The following is an 18,737-nucleotide window of genomic DNA, read 5'->3' as shown; positions in this document are numbered from 1 at the left end:
GCGAATTCTGAACTGATCGGTTCACTTTATGGCGTTTCCGCCACATGTGCAAGCACTCGCAAGTGCGGGATGGCGGCCCTTGGCATGCTGCTGTCTTCAGGTTATGAGGAGGCAAATCAAGGGGGAAGCCGCGTGAGCGAAACCGACAGCTTTATTCAGGAAGTTACCGAGGAGGTCCGCCGGGATCGTCTGTTCGCGTTGTTCCGCCGCTATGGATGGATTGCCATTCTTGCGGTCCTGCTCATCGTCGGGGGCGCGGCCTGGAATGAATACCGCAAAAGCGAGAATCGCGCGGAGGCGCAGGCTACGGGGGACGCACTTCTGGAGGCGCTCGACCGTGATGATGCGGCCGCACGCGCCGAGGCATTGGGCGCATTCGACGCCCCGTCCGAAGAGGCGCAGATCGTTGTGGACCTGCTGGCCGCAGGCGAGGCGCTTGAGGCCGGTCGCGCCGAGGCCGCCACCGAGACGCTTGGTGCGGTGGCATCGACCAGCGGAGAGGCGCCGGAGATTTACCGTGAGATTGCCGCGTTCAAGGCGGTGCTGGCTGCAGGGACGCGCCTGCCGCCGGAGGAGCGGCGGGTCCGCATGGAGGCGCTGGCAAGTTCGGGCGGGCCTCTCGCCCTTCTGGCCGAAGAACAACTTGCGCTTGTGGATGTCGAAGAAGGCCGCACCGAGGCGGCGCTGACCCGTCTGCAAGGGATCGTGGACGCCGCGAATGTGTCGCCGGGCTTGCGTCGACGCGCGTCTCAGTTGATTGTGGCCCTTGGGGGCGAACTCGGGTCCGGCACCGGGCAGTGAGCTACCGATAGGGGGCAAGGACGTGCTAAATCACAACTGGATCCTGGCGCTGACGGGGGCCGTGCTGATCGCGGGATGCACCGAACCGCAATTCATCCTGCCTGGGGAACGGGAGGAGTTGCGCAGCGGTGAGGCCGCCACGGCGCAAGGCGAGATCGTGAACCGCGCCGCACCAATCCGGCTTGCGCAACAGAGCGTGAACGCCAATTGGACCCACCGTATTGGCACACCCGCATTCCGCACCACGCATCCGGCCCTGTCCCAAACGCCCAAATTGAAGTGGAGCGCGGATGTAGGATCGGGGATGGGCAAACGGCAGAGGCTCAATACCGATCCTATCGTTGCCGATGGACGAATCTTCACCCTCGATAGCGAATCGCAGCTAGTGGCAACGTCGACCTCGGGCGAACAGGTTTGGTTCCGCGACATGACGCCACCGCAAGATCGCAGGGGCGAAGCGACGTCCGGCGGCTTCAGCTATGGTGACGGTCGGCTCTATGTCGTTACCGGGTTCGGCGTTCTGATGGCCTTGAGCCCGGCGACGGGTGACGTGATCTGGGAGCAGAAGCTGCTCGCCGTGGGCAATTCCACCCCAACCTTCTACAAGGGTCGCGTTTATGTCGTGGCGGGGGACGAAACCGCGTGGGCGGTGGATGCCGCGACGGGTCGGGTGGACTGGCGTCTCGGCGCGTTGCCCTCTGTGGCCAGCCTTCAGGCCCCAACCGCTCCGGCGCTGACAGACCGGCTTGCGATTTTTGGCTTTGGTTCCGGTGAGATGAACGCCGTATTCCGCGAGGGCGGTACACGGCTTTGGAATGTGAGCATTACGGGCCAGCGTCCGGGCCGCGCGATCAACACCGTAGGAGACATCTCGGGTGATCCGGTTATCGACGGCGGCACGCTCTACGCGGCGAACCATACCGGCCGGCTTGTGGCGATGGATCTCGATACCGGCCAGCGCAAATGGACGATTGAACGCGGCACGCTGTCGCCGGTCTGGCCTGCCGGAGGCTCTCTTTTCATGGTGACAGAGCGTAACAAGCTGGTGCGGATCAACGCCAGTGACGGAGAGGTGATCTGGGAACAGGAGTTGCCGCTTTTCGTGCAGGATCGCCCGCGCCGTATGAAATCCATGCATGAGCACTATGGCCCGGTCATCGCCGGCGGCCGGGTGATTGTCGCCTCTTCGGATGGGCGTCTGCGCAGCTATGATCCCGAGTCCGGCGCACTGCTTTACGATACCCCGATTCCGGATGGCGCGGCCTCCAACCCGATTGTGGCGGGGCGCACGCTTTATGTGCTGGGCGCCGAGGGGCAATTGCACGCTTTCCGTTGAGCGTGAATTGCTGTATCGCCGCACTTTCGGATCGTGACGGAGTGTGACCGATGAGCTTTACCCTCGCCATCGTGGGGCGCCCGAATGTGGGCAAATCCACTTTGTTCAACCGCCTTGTGGGCAAGAAACTGGCGCTGGTGGACAATCAGCCCGGGGTCACGCGCGATCTGCGCGAGGGCGAGGCGCGACTTGGTGATTTGCGGTTTACCGTAATCGACACGGCAGGGCTTGAGGACACCACCGACGATTCCCTTCAGGGACGGATGCGGCGGCTGACCGAGCGTGCGGTGGATATGGCCGACGTTTGCCTGTTCATGATCGACGCCCGCGCTGGTATCACCTCCATCGACATGATGTTCGCCGAAATCCTGCGCAAACGGTCCGCCCATGTGATCCTCGCCGCCAACAAGAGCGAGGGCAGCGCCGCCGATGCCGGTGTGCTGGAAGCCTACAATCTAGGACTTGGAGAGCCCATTCGTCTGTCCGCCGAACATGGCGAGGGGCTCAATGATCTCTATTCGGTGCTGATGCCACTTGCGGATGATTTTGAAGAGCGTGAGCAGGAAAGCGCCCCGGAAACCGATGTCGAGGTGTCCGAGGAACCCGAAAACGACGGAGCGCCGGTGCCCACCGTTGCCAAACCGCTTCAGATCGCGGTGGTCGGCCGCCCGAATGCGGGCAAATCGACGCTGATCAACCGGATTCTCGGTGAAGACCGCCTTCTGACCGGGCCCGAACCCGGAATTACCCGCGATGCGATCAGCGTGGCCACAATCTGGGACAACACCCCAATGCGCATTTTCGACACTGCGGGAATGCGCAAAAAGGCGAAGGTGCAGGACAAGGTTGAAAAGCTCTCGGTTTCCGACGGGCTGCGGGCGGTGAAATTCGCCGAAGTGGTGGTGGTGCTCCTTGATGCCGCGATACCGTTCGAGCAGCAGGATCTTCGGATTGCCGATTTGGCCGAACGCGAGGGCCGCGCCGTGGTCTTGGCGGTCAACAAATGGGATGTGGAAGAAGACAAACAGGGCAAGTTGCGCGCGCTGAAAGAAGCGTTCGACCGGCTTTTACCACAGTTGCGCGGTGCGCCTCTGGTGACGGTGTCGGCCAAGACGGGGCGTGGATTGGACCGGCTGCAAGATGCGATCCTGCGGGCGCATGATGTCTGGAACCGCCGGGTGAGCACGGCAAAGCTCAACCGCTGGCTGTCGGGCATGATCGAGGCGCATCCTCCCCCCGCGCCGCAAGGCCGCCGAATCAAACTGCGCTACATGACTCAGGCCAAGACCCGGCCGCCGGGCTTTGTCGTCATGTGCTCTCAGCCCGACAAGATGCCCGAAAGCTATTCACGTTACCTCGTGAACGGGCTTCGTGACGATTTCGACATGCCCGGCACACCCATTCGTCTCACGATGCGGGGGCAGGGGGACAGGAATCCTTACAAGGGGCGCAAGAAATCCACGCCCTCGCGGCTTCGCAAACACCTCGATAAATAGATCAGAAGCGGCCAAGCAGCGGAGCGGCCCCGGCTTGACCGGGGCCGCAAATCTTTCATAGAAGGTCGTTGACCTTTGCAACCACGGCGTCGGCGGTGATTCCGAAATGCTCGAACAGAGCCTCGGCCGGCGCGGATGCACCAAAGCTGTTCATGCCGATGAAACCAGCTTTCGCCTCGCGCCCGCGCTCGCCCAGAAGCCAGCGATCCCAGCCCATTTGCACACCGGCCTCCACGCCGACACGGACCGGGCCGGCGGGCAGGATGCGCCTGCGGTAGCCTTCCTCCTGCTGCGCGAAAAGCTCCATGCAGGGCATGGAGACGACACGCGTTCCAATCCCCTCCGCCTGAAGCATGTCGCGCGCGGCCATCGCAACCGATACCTCGGAGCCGGTGGCGATCAGGATCGCCTGGCGCTTGCCCTCGGCCTCGGCCAGAACATAGGCGCCTTGCGCGGTGAGGTTCTTCATCTTGTGTTCGACCCGCACCGTGGGCAGGCTCTGCCGGGTGAGTGACAGCACTGACGGCGTGGCCTTCTGGTTCAGTGCGATTTCCCAGCTTTCGGCAGTCTCCACCGTATCGGCGGGGCGGAACACGAGGGTGTTGGGCGTGGCGCGCGAAATCGCCAGATGCTCCACCGGCTGATGGGTGGGCCCGTCCTCGCCCAGTCCGATGCTGTCATGAGTCATCACAAATACAGTTGGCACCTTGCTCAGCGCGGCGAGGCGCATGGCGGGGCGGGCGTAGTCTGTGAAGCACATGAAGGTGCCGCCATAAGGGCGGATGCCGCCATGAAGCCCCATACCGTTCATCGCCGCGGCCATACCGTGTTCGCGGATGCCCCAATAGATGTAGCGGCCTTTGCGGTTGTCCACGTCGAAGACACCCATGTCGCCCGTAAGCGTGTTATTGGAGCCGGTCAGATCGGCCGAGCCGCCCACGGTTTCAGGCATGATCGGGTTGATCACCTCCAGCGTCATCTCGCTCGACTTTCGAGTGGCGATCTTGGGTTTGCTTTCGGAGACCTGCCTTTTCAGGGCGCGAACCACCGATGCGAGTTTCTTCGGGACCTCGCAGGCATAGGCGCGGTTGAACTGCGCCTGTCTTTGCGCCGAAAGAGTATCGAAACGGGCTTGCCATGCCTGCCGCTGCGCCGCGCCCTTGCGTCCGATCTCTTCCCATTCGGCCTTGATGTCGGCGGGGATTTCGAACGGACCATGCGGCCAGCCGTAGGCCTTTTTCGCCGCGGCGAGCTGATCCATATCGGTCAGCGCGCCGTGTCCCTTGGCCGTGTCCTGCGCGGCGTGACCGAGTGCGATATGGGTCTTGCAGGCGATCATCGAGGGTTTCTTGGACTTCTTTGCCGCGTTGATAGCGGCGTCGATGGCGTCGGGATCGTGCCCGTCGATTTCCTGCACATGCCAGCCCGACGCCTTGAAGCGCTTTACCTGATCGGTGCGGTCCGACAGACCCACTTCTCCGTCGATGGTGATGTTGTTGTTGTCCCAGAAAGCGATGAGCTTGCCCAACTGGTGGCGACCGGCAAGGCCTATGGCCTCCTGGCTGATGCCTTCCATGAGACACCCGTCGCCGGCAATGACATAGGTATGGTGGTCCACGACCTTGCGCCCGTAGTGCGCGCGCTGGATTTCCTCTGCCATGGCGAAGCCGACGGCGTTGGAGATCCCCTGACCCAGCGGGCCGGTGGTCGTCTCAACGGCATCGAGCAGAAAATTCTCCGGGTGTCCTGCCGTTTTCGCGCCAAGCTGCCGGAAGTTCCTGATCTCATCGAGGGTGACCTGCGCGTCGCCGAGAAGATGCAGCAGTGAATAGATCAGCATGGAGCCATGCCCGGCAGACAGGATGAAGCGGTCGCGGTCGGGCCATTTCGGGGTGCTCGCATCGAATTTGAGATGCTTTTCGAACAAAACCGTCGCGACATCCGCCATTCCCATCGGCATGCCGGAATGACCGGATTTGGCGGCCGCGACGGCATCGAGGGTCAGGGCACGGATGGCGGTCGCCTTTTTCCAGTGCGCGGAATTTCTTGTTTGCAGCGCGGCAATATCCACGGGCGGATTCCTTTGATCAGGTGATGTTCGGAGCGTTCCTATCAGGCTCTGGGTGAAGATCAAGCGGATGGGTCAAGTGCTTGAAACCAAAGGGGGCGCAATTTGCCAGTCCTTTAGGTAAACTCGGGGAACGCCTGCGCGGGGCCGATTCGCCGCCGCGGGTCTGCGCATTTGGGCATGCGCGGGTCGAAAAAACGAGGATGAGGGCATGAGCGAACTCAGTGAACTTGAGGGCAGGCTGACCGCCGCGATGGAGCGGATTGGCCGGGGCATGGAAACCTTGCAGGAGGCCCGAAGTGCCGACCCTGACGAGCTGGCGCAACTGCGCGCCGCGCTTGAGGACGAAAGGCTTGTGAGCGCGCAGCTCGAAGAACGTGTCAAAACATTGCACGCGCGTCAGGCTAGCGAGATCGAAGAGTTGCAGGCGCGCGCCGACAAGCAACGCGGAGCGATACAGACGCTTGACGCGCGATTGCAGCGGTTGCGCAAGGCCAATCAGCAGATGCGTGAGGTCAACCAGGCCCTTCGCGAGGCCAAAGAGAGCGAAGGGGCCGATCCGCATCTGATCAATAAGTCGATGCTGGCAGAGCTCGAGGCGCTGCGCGCCACGCAGGAGGCAGATCGGGCAGAGGCTGATCTGATTCTCGCGGCAATGCGGCCGCTCCTTGCCGAGGACTCCGCCGGGGATAGTACCGATACCGTAACGGAGGGTGCATAGATGCCGGAGGTGGAAATTAACATCGGTGGACGGGTTTTCGAGGTCGCGTGTCAGGAGGGCGAGGAAAAATACCTTCAAGCGGCAGCGAAAATGCTCGACGACGAGGCGCAGGTGCTTGCCCAGCAGATCGGGCGCATCCCGGAATCGCGCATGCTTCTGATGGCGGGGCTGATGCTGGCGGACAAGACCGCCGGGATGGAGGACCGGCTGCGCGAGATGGAGGCCCGACTTTCAGAGCAGACCGCCGAGCTTGAGGCACTACGCGCAGCCCCCGCGCCCGAGCCCGAACGGATCGAGGTTCCGGTCGTGCCGCAGGATGTGACCGAAAGCCTGGCCGAATTGGCTGCGCGCGCGGAAGCACTCGCCGATGAGGTAGAAGAGAAGGTCGAGGGTAAATCCGCGCAAGGATAATCCCGTGCCGGGGTGGTTCAGCGGGCAAAGGCGATGAAAAAGGCGCGCGGAACATCGCCACGCGCCTTTTCGTCTTCAAATTCAGTGTCGTTCGGGCGAGCCCGATATCATCCGTTCGCTTCGCGGATCTTGTCGGCGGCGTCCTTGTCATAGTTCACGCCGCTCTGCTCGAATAGCTGGTCCAACTCTCCCGAAAGGGTCATTTCGGTGATGATGTCGCAGCCTCCCACAAATTCGCCCTTCACGTAGAGTTGCGGGATGGTGGGCCAGTCGGAATAGTCCTTGATACCCTGGCGGATATTCTCATCGGCGAGCACGTTCACTTCGGTGAAATCCACTCCCATGAAATTCAGAACGCCTGCTACGCGAGAGGAGAACCCGCACTGCGGCATCTCCTTGGTGCCCTTCATGAAGAGCACGACATCATTGGACTTCACGGTTTCGTTGATCTGGGTCTTGGCGTCGGTCATGGTCTCGGCCTCTATGCTGTGTTCGTTTGGGGTGTTCACGTCCTGAGCGTCGGGGTCGCCCTCCGGTGCGGGCGGCTCATAGCTGGGCGCGGTTTCGTCGATCGGGAATGCCGCGCGATTGTTGCCCGATGGTCCGTATCGCCACCAACGCCGAACCTCCAGCCATGTCGCCCAGACAAATACAACAAGAAAGGGTAGTACAAGAAGGACAATCAAGGGGTTGTGCGTGATGAGCGTCGGCTCGGGCATGAATCAGTCGGGGGCCTTCGTGGTCAGGGCGAGGGCGTGCAGGTCGCCGGCAGGGCCATCCATCTTGCCCTTGAGGGCGGCATAGATGGCGCGCTGCTGCTGAACCCTGTTCTTGCCCCGAAAGCTCTCGTCGATCACCTCTGCGGCATAGTGGTTTCCGTCGCCCGCAAGATCGGTGATCGTCACCTTGGCATCGGGAAATTCTGCGCGGATCAGCGCCTCTATTTCATGGGCTTGTATCGCCATTTCGGAACTCCCTGTTCGTCTTGATATTGATGTAGAGGGGATGGGGGCGCGCTGCAAGGGGGGCGGCCGGCGGGGGCGTCGCGCAGGAAAACTTCGCTGCTATCGCGATGGAACCGACACCTCCGCGTCCGCTGCTCCATTGCGTTCAGGTGTTTGACATACAATTGCCTGCGCTTGGTCGGCTCCGGGGGCTGCCCTCGCTGTCAGCCCCGCCCATGGACCACAAGGCTTTCGCCGAGGTTGGCAACGGTCACATAGCCGATAAAGCGGCCCTCGTGGTTCTCGATCGCGACTGCTGGAACATTTCCGCCATGCAACAGGTCAAGCACCTTGTCGAGGCGGGTGGTCAACCGGGCCGTGGGTATATCCCCGGTCATCAGATCACCCACGGTGGCCCCCTGCCTGTCGCCCATCAATGCGGCATATAGTGAATCACGCGTCAGCACGCCGAGAAGTCGATCCTCTGCGTCCAGGACCGGAAACTCCTGTTGCGTCGTTCGGATCAGCGCGCTGGAGGCGGCCTGAAGCCCATCTCCAGGTGTCAGGCACTCGAATTCGGTGATCATCGCCTGCCGCGCCAACATGTTCCGGGCGGCCGCATGAAGCGAAACACTGCTGCTTTCGGCCTCGGCGGCCACGAACACGAATACAGCGATCAGGATCAGCACGATATTCCCGCTGGTCAGCCCGATGAAACCGAAGACAATGGCGAGGATCTGCCCAGTGGAGGCCGCCACTTTTGTCGCCTGCACCCGGTCGACGAAGACCGACAGCACAGCGCGCAGCACCCGGCCACCGTCCATCGGAAAGGCAGGGATCATGTTAAAAACCGCCAGAAACAGGTTGATCATGGCCACGCGGGCGAGGAAATCTTGGGGCGTAATGTCAAAATCCGCCATCACCGACGGATCCGTGCGCAGCCCGAAGAAACCCGAAAGTACCGCCCAGATAACCACATTGACCGCCGGACCCGCCAGGGCGACGAGAATCTCCTCGCGTGGATTTTCGGGCATCCGTTCGAGCCGGGCCAGCCCGCCGATGGGTAGGAGCGTCACATCCGGAGTGCGAATTCCGAACCGCCGAGCCGTGAGCGCATGGCCGAATTCATGGGCGATTACGCAAGCAAAGAGCACGAGAACAAAGGTCGTGTTCAGGGCTGCCGCCGCCAATCCGCCCTCTTGATAGGCGATGGCAGCGATCAGCAACAGCAAAAGGAAAAACGTCGCATGCACACGAAGCTGCGAGCCGAACAAATGACCAATGGGAAATGACCAGCGCATGGGGAGTGCCTCAACAGTTCAGGTGCCGTCCCAACCTAAGGGGGTGGACGGGACAAGACCATCCCTGTGATGCGAAAATCAGAACGGGATTTCGTCGTCCAGATCGCGCGAGGGGGCACCGCCGCCGCTCGGCCCGCCATAGCCTGTGTCATTGCCTCTGTCATCGCCGCCGCCGCTCTGCTGGCCGCCGCCTTCACCGCGACCATCCAGCATCACCAGCGTGGCGTCGAACCCTTGCAGCACCACCTCTGTGCTGTAGCGGTCCTGCCCATTCTGGTCCTGCCATTTGCGGGTCTGCAACTTGCCTTCGAGATAGACCTTGGAGCCTTTCCGCAGGTATTGCTCTGCCACTCGGACAAGCCCTTCGGAGAAGATTGCGACCGAATGCCACTCAGTCCGCTCGCGCCGCTCTCCGGTGTTCTTGTCTTTCCATTGCTCTGATGTTGCGATGCGCAGGTTACACACCTTGCCACCGTTCTGAAAGCTGCGCACCTCGGGATCGCGGCCCAGGTTTCCAATCAGGATGACTTTATTGACTGATCCGGCCATGTCGCTTCTCCCTCAGAATCCGTCACTTCACATCCAGCTTACACCACTCTGTTCCTGCGAGGGAAAGCCAAAAATTTCGTTAACCTACCCATTTCCATGTTGTAAAGCTGCTCCCGGCAGGTTTGCTCAGTTCCAGAGCGCGGGCGATCGCTTGCCCTGACACGCCGCGCGACGCTTTGGGTGCTGGAAATTGCGCACTGGGCTGGTATAGTCGGGAAGGAGCGGAAATGGGACAGTTCAATATGAAACACTGGGTCACGGCAATGCTGGCGGCCGCGTTTGTCTCGGCCAGTCCGGCTGCGGCGGATGTGCTGTCCACGAAATCGCGTCTCAAGCTATTTGAATCGCAGACCAACGTTCTCGATAACCGCGCAAGTCAGCAGTATAATGGATCTGTGCGACTGAAACCGCAGGCGATCCACACGCCGAGCAAATGGGGCGCGCAAGGCTACGAAGGCTCCTATCGCGGTCCCTACCTCGACATGGCGCGCGACGCTGCGCTGCGTCACGGCATTCCCGTCGACCTCTTCCTGCGGCTTGTGGAGCAGGAATCAGGCTGGAACCCGCGGGCCAAATCGCACAAGGGGGCGCTTGGTCTTGCGCAGCTCATGCCGGAAACCGCGCGCAGGCTGGGTGTCGATGCGCTCGACCCGAAACAGAATCTCGAGGGCGGCGCGCGCTATCTTGCCAGGCAGTATGGCAAGTTCCGCTCGTGGCGGCTGGCGCTTGCGGCCTACAACGCCGGGCCGGAGGCCGTGGTCAAGCACGGCGGCGTGCCGCCCTATCAGGAAACCCGGAACTATGTTCTTGTGATCTGGGGAAGCTGACCGTCACAGCTCCCCGGGGGTCAACAGCGGCGCGCGGTGCTCTATATGGGGACTGCCCGGATCACTCCGCCGCGATCTTGATCACTGGTGCCATGCGTTTGAAGATTTCGTCGTCCAGATGGCACTTCACCTGATGCCCGTCGCCCATATCACGCACTGGCGGCACCTCCGTCTCGCAGAGATTGCCCGGCACTTCAGATTTCCAGCGGCAACGCGTCTGAAAGGGGCATCCCGAAGGCGGGTCCATGGCCGACGGGATGTCACCTTCCAGCACGATATGCTGTTTCTCCACCTTGGTGTCCGCAATCGGCACGGCGGATAATAGCGCCTCCGTATAGGGGTGATACGGCGGGCTGAAGACCTGATCCGTGGTGCCCAGTTCGACCACATGGCCAAGGTACATCACCATCACCCGGTCAGAGAGATAGCGTACGATCGAAAGATCGTGGCTGATGAAAAGCAACGTGGTCTTGTGCTCGCGCTGAATCTCCATGAGCAGATCGGTCACAGCCGCCTGCACCGAAACATCAAGCGCCGAGACGGGCTCATCGGCCACGACGATCCGCGCATCCCCGGCAAAGGCCCGCGCGATGCCGACACGCTGTTTCTGCCCGCCTGAAAGCTGCCGGGGCATCCGGTCGGCAAACTCGCGTGGCAACTTCACGAGATCGAGCAGGTCCAGCATCCTTTTGCGCCGATCGGCCTCAGACGCACCGATACCGAAAATCTCCAGCGCCCGCATGATCTGCCGACCCACCGTCATCGACGGGTTGAGTGTGTCGAACGGGTTCTGGAACACCATCTGAATGTCCGCCACTGTCTGGGTGTCGCGCTTTTCGATAGGGATCTGTTCGATATTGCGATTGTCGAGCAGGATCTGCCCGTCGGTGGCCGTCTCAAGCCCCATCAGCACCTTGGCGAAGGTCGACTTGCCGCATCCCGATTCCCCCACGATGGCGAGCGTTTCGGATTCATGCGCTTCGAAACTGAGGCTTTCATTGGCCTTCACAACCTTCAAGTCGCCACTGCTCCCAAAGAGCGCGTTGGCCGCGACCTCGTAATATTTCTTGAGCTTGTCCATCTTCAGAACGACCCGGCCGATCTCTCCCTTGGTCTTGGTCTGCGCCAGTTCCAGCGGGGCGTTCCAGTCGATTTCCTCAAAGCGCAGGCATCGGCTCTCATGCCGTTCATAGCCTTCGACCGGGATCATCGGAATGGTTTCTTCCTTGTCGCAGATCCCTTCGACGAAATAGTTGCAACGCGGGCCAAAGTTGCATCCAGGGGGGCGTTCATGGGGAAGTGGAAAGTTCCCCGGAATGGCGATCAGCGGGCGTGAGTTCTTGTCCGCCCCCGGAAGCGGGATCGAGCGAAAAAGCGCCTGTGTATAAGGGTGCTGCATGTGATCGAACACATCCTCGATGGAGCCGCGCTCCACCGCCTCGCCGGAATACATCACGCAGATCCGGTCGCAGGTTTCCAGCACGAGCCCAAGGTTGTGGCTGATGAACAGCATCGAGGTTCCGTATTTCTTGCCCAGATCCCTGACCAGTTCGACCACTGCCGCCTCCACCGTCACGTCGAGCGCGGTGGTCGGCTCATCCAGGATAAGAAGCGACGGCTTTGACATCAGGGCCATGGCAATCACGATGCGCTGCTGCTGGCCGCCCGACAACTGGTGCGGATAGGCGTCGAGAATCCGCTTCGGGTCCGGCAGACGGACATCGGTGATAACCTCGAGCGCGCGTTTGCGAGCCTCTTTCTGGCTTACGTTCTCATGGATCATCGGCACTTCCATGAGTTGCCTGCCGACTTTCATCGCGGGGTTCAGGCTGGCCATCGGTTCCTGATAGATCATGGCGATCTCATTGCCGCGGATCTCGCGCAGCTCTTCGTCGTTCAGGTCGGCCATGTCGCGCCCCTTGAACTTCACAGAGCCGCCGACAATCGCTCCGTTCTTGCCAAGATCGCGCATGACACCAAGCGCCACCGTCGATTTGCCACAGCCCGATTCCCCCACAAGGCCCACAGCTTCGCCGGGTTGGACATGCACCGTGAAATCCATCACCGCCGGAATCTCGCGCAGGCGGGTGAAGAAAGAGATCGACAGCTTGTCGATCTCCAGGATCGGGCCATCGTGATCTGCCGGTTCGGTCATTCGTCGTCTCCCTTTGGAGCCTCGGATCAGAGGGGTGGCCCTGATCGTCTTCTTGATTCACACACTTCGGAAGGTCCGGGAGGCTGACCCCCGGTTCCGCCCGTTTCGTCAGTCGCGCAGGCTTTCCTCGCGTAGCCCGTCCGCCAGAAGGTTAAGCCCCAGAACGAGGCTCAGAAGCGCGAAGGCCGGCGGCAATGCAGGATGTGGATAGATTGACAGAAGCTTGCGTCCCTCGTTGATCGTGGAGCCCCAGTCCGGACTTTCCGGCGGAAGGCCCAGCCCGAAGAAACCCAAAGTTCCAAGCAGGATCGTTGTATACCCGATGCGCAGGCAGAAATCGACGATCAGCGGCCCGCGCGCATTGGGCAGAATCTCCCACAGCATGATATACCACCGCCCCTCGCCGCGCGTCTGGGCCGCGGCCACGTAGTCGCGTGTCTTGATGTCCATCGCCAGCCCGCGCACGATCCGGAAGACCGTTGGCGAGTTCACGAAGACGACCGACACGAAGACGACGAGAATTCCGCCCGGAATGTCGAACAGATCGAGAAAGGACGGCAGAACGCTGACCACCGTGCCTTTGGCCGAGATCACGCTGAGATAGATCCAGAACATCACCAGAAGCACCGCCGCCAGAAGCGGCGTTCGCAACGTGGGCCTTGTGTAGAAGCGTGAATTCAGCAGCACCGTCACAAAGATGATCGGAAACATGAAAAGAACCATCGCCATGTAGTTGGGAATCCCGGTCTGAACAATCTCGGGTGTGACCAGCAGGTAGAAGAGCAGAATCACCGGAAAGGCGAGGATCAGGTTGGCCAGAAACGACAGGAAGGTATCCAGCCGCCCGCCGTAAAACCCCGCCGGCAAACCCAGCGTGATCCCGACCATGAAGGCGAACAGCGTGGCCAGCGGCGCGATCTGAACCACCACCCAGCTTCCCGTCACCATGCGGCTGAAGACATCGCGCGCCAGATTGTCTCCGCCCAGCAAGTAATAGGCGTACTCGCCTTCCTCGGCGCTGCGAAGCGGCTCACCGGGCAGCTTGTTTTTCATGCCGGAGACCTGGGAAAGCGGATCGTGGGTGTATACCAGGTCGAATACCCCCGCGAAGATCGCGGTGTAGACCCAGAACATCACCAGACCGAAGCCGATCATGCCGATCGTGCTGTCGAACAGCTTGCCATAAAGGCCAAGCCGGCGTTTGTAGACGATGGAAACGAGGAAGGTCACGATCAGTGCGATCCAGACCGGCGAGAACTGAAACAGGATGTTCAGGATGATTTGAGTCCAGCTCAAAGGTTCCATGATGCTCTCGCCTTCTCAGGTAATTCGGATACGCGGATTCAGGTAGACATAGCCGATATCGGAGATCAGCTGTGTCGCCAGCACCACGAAGACCGAGACCACCGAAACCCCCAGAAGCATCTCGATGTCATTGTTGCCGGCAGCCTGCACCAGCGTCCAGCCGAAGCCCTTGTAGTTGAAGAGCGTCTCGACAATCACCACACCGTTCAGCAGCCAGGGAAACTGCAGCATGATTACGGTAAAGGGCGCGATGAGGGCGTTGCGCAAGGCGTGTCGCAAGACAATGTTGCGGAATGTGGCCCCCTTGAGCCGCGCGGTCCGGATATACTGCGCTGTCATCACTTCGGCCATGCTCGCCCGTGTCATCCGCGCAATGTAACCCGTCCCGTAAAGCGCGATGGTCAACACGGGCAGAAAGAAGTTCTCGAAGGTGGGATTTTCCATCGCGCTTGTCGCCGTGCCTTTGAACGGTGCGTTGCCCTCGATCAGGCCCCAGTCGTTCAATAGCGGGCCGAGCCCATACCGCGACGAGGCCAGCAGCGCGATGAAGATCACGCCCGAGACGTATTCCGGTGTGGCCGTGGACAGGATCGACACAGTTGAGAGGGATCGGTCTGCCCGGCTTCCCTCACGCATCCCCGCAAGCACCCCGATGATGAGCGCGGAAGGCACCATCAGGACCATCACCCAGAACATGAGAATCCCGGTCAGCCCCAATCGCGTGGCGAGGATTTCGGAGACATCTTCGCGGAACACGGTCGAAAAGCCCCAGTCGCCCTGCAACACACCACAAAACCGTGGTATTTCATCGGGTTCCATGCCCGGCTTTACGCATTTTCCGAGAACCGTGCCGTTCTGCAACTCATTGACAAAGCCGGGCAGCACACCGAGCCATTGGGCGTATTTCACCGGCATGGGTTGAAGATGACCGCGGTTTTCAAGCCAGCTTTCCACCGCTTCATCAGACATGCGGAAATTGCCCTGCGTCTTGGCCAGCTTCTCGAGATTGGGATAGAGATTCGTGAGAAAGAAGACCACAAACGTCAGACACAACGCCGTGATCAGCATCACCCCGAGTCGTCGTAGGATAAACAGTCCCATGAAGTCCTCTGTTGGTCTGTTATTGTTTCGTTGGGCAGCGGACCGTCCGCGCGCCAGGATATCGAAAACCGCCGTGGCATCATGTCAGGCGGTTTGCGGGGCTTTTGCTAAATTGGGGTTGCCTCTGATCTGTGGACACTGATCGGAACTGTCCCGGCCTCTTGCGGCATTGTGGAAGGGTCTCTTCATGTCGGCTTGCCTGGCATGTCGCTACTCCCCTGTGACACGGTCCTTCAGCAGCCAGATGCCCTCTTGCAGGGGCTATTCCATGCCGTGCCCGTTCTCAGGCGGCATTGCGGTTCTGGCGTCTGTGGCAGGTATTCGGCACCAGAAATGCAGCCGCGTCAACAGATGTCACCGCCATTCGCGGGTGAAAAAACGACATTCGCCTGTCGTGAAAGCGACATCACCACGACGGAAGCGGCCGCGTTTCATTGCCCACCCTCACACCGGAGTGCGGCGAGGAGGACTTGCGCAATTGGCTTGGTGGCAGGCCGCATCGCTGCTGCATGAACCGCGAGAAATAGGCCGCGCTGCCAAAGCCGAGATCCTGCGCGATGTCCTGAACCGGCTGTTCTGTCGCGACCAGCCGCCTGCGCGCCTCGTATTCGAGACATTGCGAAAGCATGTCGCTCGCGGTCATGCCATTGGCCTTGCGGCAGGCACGGCTGAGGTGGGTGGGTGTGATATCAAGCCGGTCGGCATAATCGGCCAGACTTTGTCCGGTCTGGAAATCGGTGGCCACCAGATCGGCAAAGCGCCGAACAAGGCGTTCGCCAGCGTCGGCGCGGGCCGGGTCTTCGGCCCCCCGCATCTGCCGTTTCAGCCAGATCGCCAGAAGCTGCGCCCGGGCGATCATCGCTTCGGACAAGAAGGGGCGGTTCGCATCCAGCTCGCGCCGCATTTCCTCGATCAGTCCGGTCAGTTCCGATTGCACCATCACGTCCTGCGCCCGCAGGTGATGGCAGCGATCCGGTAGTGTCACCTGGTTGTCATCCGGGATCAGGACCGCATGACCGATCATCTGCCGCCCGGCTTCGATGGCCAAAAGTCGACCCGCCGGAACGAAAATCGCGTTATGGGCGCCAAACCCCCGACGCAGACCGTGCAGGACAATCCGCCCCTGTCCCCGGGTGATCCAAAGAAACAGGTGATCGTGCCGAACATGCAATCGCGCAAGTGAACCCGGCGCCCATTGCGCAAGCTGTGCCAGAGACAGAACCTGAATTGGGGTGGCCTCGGACATGGAGCTCCGCAAATGCCTGAATAGTGAATGAAATCCCACTGTGCGCAGAGGGTCAAGTGTGCTTTAAATCAGATTTGGACAAGTCAAGTCAAGTCAAGTCAAGTGAAGCTCTGCTCCGGAGACCATGCTTGCCAGTTTTTCATCCGGCCTCGAAACCATGTGCGCTGTCGCTTGGCGAATTGCCGCGTCGCGATTGTCGCGCGCTCGCGCGCTTGGTCGAGCGTGATTTCGCCGCGCAGATGTGCGATGAGTTCGGGGGCGCCAATGGCCTTCGATGACAGATGCGTGGGATCCCATCGCGGCAGGTTTTCGCGCGCTTCCTGCAATGCGCCCTGATCGAGCATTCGGTCAAATCGCCAGGCAATGCGCGCACGGAGCCAGTTCACGTCCACATCGAACAGGATCGGCGTGCATTCCTCTTCGGGCAGAAGCGGCGGCGGCGTCTCGTCGTGCCATTGCGCCATCGGCCGACCCGTGGTGCGCCAGACCTCCCAGGCTCGCTGCACGCGCATCGGGTTGGCGCAGTCGATGCGCGCCCGCGTTCTGCTGTCAAGCTCGGCCAGAAGGCTTTCGAACCCCTCTGCGGCGACCCGAGCGTCGGCCTGGGCGCGGATGTCCGCCGGAGTGGGGGGGATCTCGGCAAGTCCTTGCGTCAGTGAGGTGAAATAGAGCCCGGTGCCCCCCACGATGATCGGCCTCCGGGAATCCTGAAGAATCGGCGCCACCTCGCGAAGCCAGTGCCCGACCGAATACTCCGCGTCAAAGGCCACATGCCCATAAAGCCGGTGCGGCGCGCGGGCCTCCTCCTCCGGCGAGGGACGCGCGGTCAGAACGCGCCAGTTTTCATAGACCTGTATCGCGTCGGCATTGACGATCACGCCGCCCTGCGTCTCTGCGATCCGAAGCGCCAGCGCGCTCTTGCCGCTGGCCGTCGGCCCGGCGATCAGGACCGGGCGGTCGGGATCAAGGTCGCGCAACGCGTTCATGGCGTCGCGCCGGCGCGTCTGACGCGCGCGGGTCTCCGCCCGTTTTCGATCATATCACGCATTGAACCCGCCCGTGTTTTCCGACATCTTGCGCGCGATCCTAAGATCCAGCCGCGACGGAGTGCAACATGAACGAGGCCGACCCCGAGACAAAGACCACCTTTCGCAGGGTGTTGCTCAAGATATCGGGTGAGGCGCTGATGGGCGATCAAGGGTACGGGCTGCACCCGCCGACGGTGCAGCGCATCGCGCAGGAAGTGAAATCCGTCCACGATCTCGGGGTTGAGATCTGCATGGTCATTGGTGGCGGCAACATCTTCCGGGGGCTGCAAGGCTCCGCACAAGGGATGGAACGAACCACCGCCGACTACATGGGCATGCTCGCCACGGTGATGAATGCGCTGGCGATGCAATCGGCGCTGGAGGGGCTGGGCGCGTACTGCCGCGTTATCTCGGCGATCCGCATGGACGAAGTGGCAGAGCCTTACATCCGCCGCCGGGCGGTGCGACACCTTGAAAAGAAACGCATCTGCATCTTCGCCGCGGGCACCGGCAACCCATATTTCACGACCGATACCGCCGCCACGCTGCGCGCCAACGAAATGAACTGCGAAGCCATCTTCAAGGGCACGAAGGTGGACGGGGTCTATGACAAGGATCCCCACAAGTTCGACGACGCCGTGCGCTATGACACGGTGAGCTATGATGACGTGCTGGCCAAGCGGCTGGGGGTCATGGATGCGTCCGCCATCGCGCTGGCGCGGGAAAACAACCTGCCGATCATCGTGTTCTCACTGGATGAACCCGGCGGCCTGCGCGGTATCCTCGCGGGGAAGGGCACCTATACAACTGTCAGGTAAACCCGTTAGAGTGATCCGCGAAACTGGGGCTAAATCCCCCTTTCAACAAGAGCAAGAGCCATGTCCGAAGATGAAATAGAGATCGACACCGCAGATCTGGAACGCCGGATGGAAGGGGCAATCGCCAATCTGCGCGTCGAATTTGCAAGCCTGCGCACCGGCCGCGCCTCCGCCTCCATGCTGGAGCCGGTTCAGGTTGACGCTTACGGCCAGATGACCCCGATCAACCAGGTCGGAACCGTGAATGTGCCAGAGCCGCGCATGGTCACCATCAACGTGTGGGACAAGGGGCTCGTCAACAAGGTTGAAAAGGCCATCCGCCAGTCTGGGCTGGGCATCAACCCGCAGCTGAACGGCACGATCATCATGCTGCCCATCCCCGAGTTGAACGAGGAACGCCGCAAGGAACTGACCAAGGTGGCTGCGCAATATGCCGAACACGCCCGCGTGTCCGTGCGCAACGTGCGACGCGACGGCATGGATCAGATCAAGAAAGCCAAGAGCAACGGCATGTCCGAGGACGACCAGAAATTCTGGGAAACCGAGGTGCAGGAATTGACCGACCGCTACATCGCGCGGGTGGACGAGGCGCTGGAAACCAAGCAGGGCGAGATCATGCAGGTGTGACCG

Annotated in this window: 18 protein-coding genes; 8 read left to right on the top strand and 10 right to left on the bottom strand. The window is 61.1% G+C overall.

Going from position 1 to position 18,737, the window contains the following annotated elements; translation table 11 throughout:
- Positions 1–132: 132 nt before the first annotated feature.
- The 3 genes from BMW66_RS04210 to der are packed head-to-tail and all read left to right on the top strand — an operon-like array spanning position 133 to position 3,633.
- The gene (locus BMW66_RS04210; protein WP_093115928.1) at positions 133–801 is read left to right on the top strand and encodes a tetratricopeptide repeat protein; all 669 of its coding nucleotides are present in this window, start codon (positions 133–135) and stop codon (positions 799–801) included.
- 22 nt (positions 802–823) lie between these two features.
- Positions 824–2,137, top strand: a complete 1,314-nt coding sequence (locus BMW66_RS04205) for a PQQ-like beta-propeller repeat protein (RefSeq protein ID WP_245729351.1) — start codon at positions 824–826, stop codon at positions 2,135–2,137.
- Between the two features lie 50 nt (positions 2,138–2,187).
- Positions 2,188–3,633: a ribosome biogenesis GTPase Der gene (gene der / locus BMW66_RS04200; protein ID WP_093115734.1), complete on the top strand. Its 1,446-nt coding sequence runs from the start codon at positions 2,188–2,190 to the stop codon at positions 3,631–3,633.
- A 55-nt stretch (positions 3,634–3,688) separates the two neighbouring features.
- On the opposite strand, the gene tkt is transcribed toward der, so the two are convergent.
- Complete coding sequence (gene tkt, locus BMW66_RS04195; RefSeq protein WP_093115732.1) at positions 3,689–5,704, bottom strand: transketolase; 2,016 nt, start codon at positions 5,702–5,704, stop codon at positions 3,689–3,691.
- A 208-nt stretch (positions 5,705–5,912) separates the two neighbouring features.
- Between tkt and BMW66_RS04190 the strand changes: the two genes are divergently transcribed.
- Together BMW66_RS04190 and BMW66_RS04185 are read left to right on the top strand one after the other, a co-directional pair.
- The gene (locus tag BMW66_RS04190) at positions 5,913–6,422 is read left to right on the top strand and encodes a hypothetical protein (protein WP_093115730.1); all 510 of its coding nucleotides are present in this window, start codon (positions 5,913–5,915) and stop codon (positions 6,420–6,422) included.
- A complete protein-coding gene (locus BMW66_RS04185; RefSeq protein WP_093115728.1) occupies positions 6,423–6,833 on the top strand; it encodes a cell division protein ZapA in 411 nt (136 codons plus the stop codon).
- 107 nt (positions 6,834–6,940) lie between these two features.
- Here the strand turns inward: BMW66_RS04185 and grxD are convergent, their stop codons facing one another.
- The 4 genes from grxD to ssb all read right to left on the bottom strand — a co-directional run bounded on the left by grxD (position 6,941) and on the right by ssb (position 9,627).
- The gene (grxD, locus tag BMW66_RS04180; protein WP_093115924.1) at positions 6,941–7,303 is read right to left on the bottom strand and encodes a Grx4 family monothiol glutaredoxin; all 363 of its coding nucleotides are present in this window, start codon (positions 7,301–7,303) and stop codon (positions 6,941–6,943) included.
- 252 nt (positions 7,304–7,555) lie between these two features.
- The gene (locus BMW66_RS04175) at positions 7,556–7,798 is read right to left on the bottom strand and encodes a BolA/IbaG family iron-sulfur metabolism protein (protein WP_093115726.1); all 243 of its coding nucleotides are present in this window, start codon (positions 7,796–7,798) and stop codon (positions 7,556–7,558) included.
- 203 nt (positions 7,799–8,001) lie between these two features.
- Entirely contained in the window at positions 8,002–9,078 is a 1,077-nt protein-coding gene (locus tag BMW66_RS04170; protein ID WP_093115724.1) for a site-2 protease family protein, read from the bottom strand.
- A 78-nt stretch (positions 9,079–9,156) separates the two neighbouring features.
- Positions 9,157–9,627, bottom strand: a complete 471-nt coding sequence (gene ssb, locus BMW66_RS04165; protein WP_093115722.1) for a single-stranded DNA-binding protein — start codon at positions 9,625–9,627, stop codon at positions 9,157–9,159.
- Positions 9,628–9,869: 242 nt separating this feature from the next.
- On the opposite strand from ssb, the gene BMW66_RS04160 reads away from it, so the two are divergent.
- On the top strand, positions 9,870–10,454 hold the full coding sequence (locus BMW66_RS04160) for a lytic transglycosylase domain-containing protein (RefSeq protein WP_093115922.1): 585 nt from the start codon (positions 9,870–9,872) through the stop codon (positions 10,452–10,454).
- A 61-nt stretch (positions 10,455–10,515) separates the two neighbouring features.
- Here the strand turns inward: BMW66_RS04160 and BMW66_RS04155 are convergent, their stop codons facing one another.
- From BMW66_RS04155 to miaA, 5 genes are all read right to left on the bottom strand, one after another.
- Entirely contained in the window at positions 10,516–12,609 is a 2,094-nt protein-coding gene (locus BMW66_RS04155; RefSeq protein WP_093115720.1) for a dipeptide ABC transporter ATP-binding protein, read from the bottom strand.
- A 108-nt stretch (positions 12,610–12,717) separates the two neighbouring features.
- Positions 12,718–13,914, bottom strand: a complete 1,197-nt coding sequence (locus BMW66_RS04150; RefSeq protein WP_093115718.1) for an ABC transporter permease — start codon at positions 13,912–13,914, stop codon at positions 12,718–12,720.
- A gap of 15 nt (positions 13,915–13,929) precedes the next feature.
- A complete protein-coding gene (locus tag BMW66_RS04145; protein ID WP_093115716.1) occupies positions 13,930–15,015 on the bottom strand; it encodes an ABC transporter permease in 1,086 nt (361 codons plus the stop codon).
- A 406-nt stretch (positions 15,016–15,421) separates the two neighbouring features.
- Positions 15,422–16,261 (bottom strand): helix-turn-helix transcriptional regulator, encoded by an 840-nt coding sequence (locus BMW66_RS04140; protein ID WP_093115714.1) that lies wholly within the window; start codon positions 16,259–16,261, stop codon positions 15,422–15,424.
- A 98-nt stretch (positions 16,262–16,359) separates the two neighbouring features.
- Positions 16,360–17,247 carry a tRNA (adenosine(37)-N6)-dimethylallyltransferase MiaA gene (miaA, locus tag BMW66_RS04135; protein ID WP_093115712.1) on the bottom strand — a complete coding sequence of 296 codons (888 nt, stop codon included), beginning with the start codon at positions 17,245–17,247 and terminating at the stop codon, positions 16,360–16,362.
- 128 nt (positions 17,248–17,375) lie between these two features.
- Between miaA and pyrH the strand changes: the two genes are divergently transcribed.
- Together pyrH and frr are read left to right on the top strand one after the other, a co-directional pair.
- On the top strand, positions 17,376–18,107 hold the full coding sequence (pyrH, locus tag BMW66_RS04130) for a UMP kinase (RefSeq protein WP_093115710.1): 732 nt from the start codon (positions 17,376–17,378) through the stop codon (positions 18,105–18,107).
- 60 nt (positions 18,108–18,167) lie between these two features.
- Positions 18,168–18,734 (top strand): ribosome recycling factor, encoded by a 567-nt coding sequence (frr, locus tag BMW66_RS04125; RefSeq protein ID WP_093115708.1) that lies wholly within the window; start codon positions 18,168–18,170, stop codon positions 18,732–18,734.
- Positions 18,735–18,737 lie beyond the last annotated feature (3 nt).

It is taken from the genome of Salinihabitans flavidus (genome assembly GCF_900110425.1).
In the GTDB taxonomy this organism is placed as follows: Bacteria; Pseudomonadota; Alphaproteobacteria; order Rhodobacterales; family Rhodobacteraceae; genus Salinihabitans; species Salinihabitans flavidus.
Note: the sequence above shows the minus strand (reverse complement) of the source record. Positions and strands in the feature narration are given on the sequence as shown.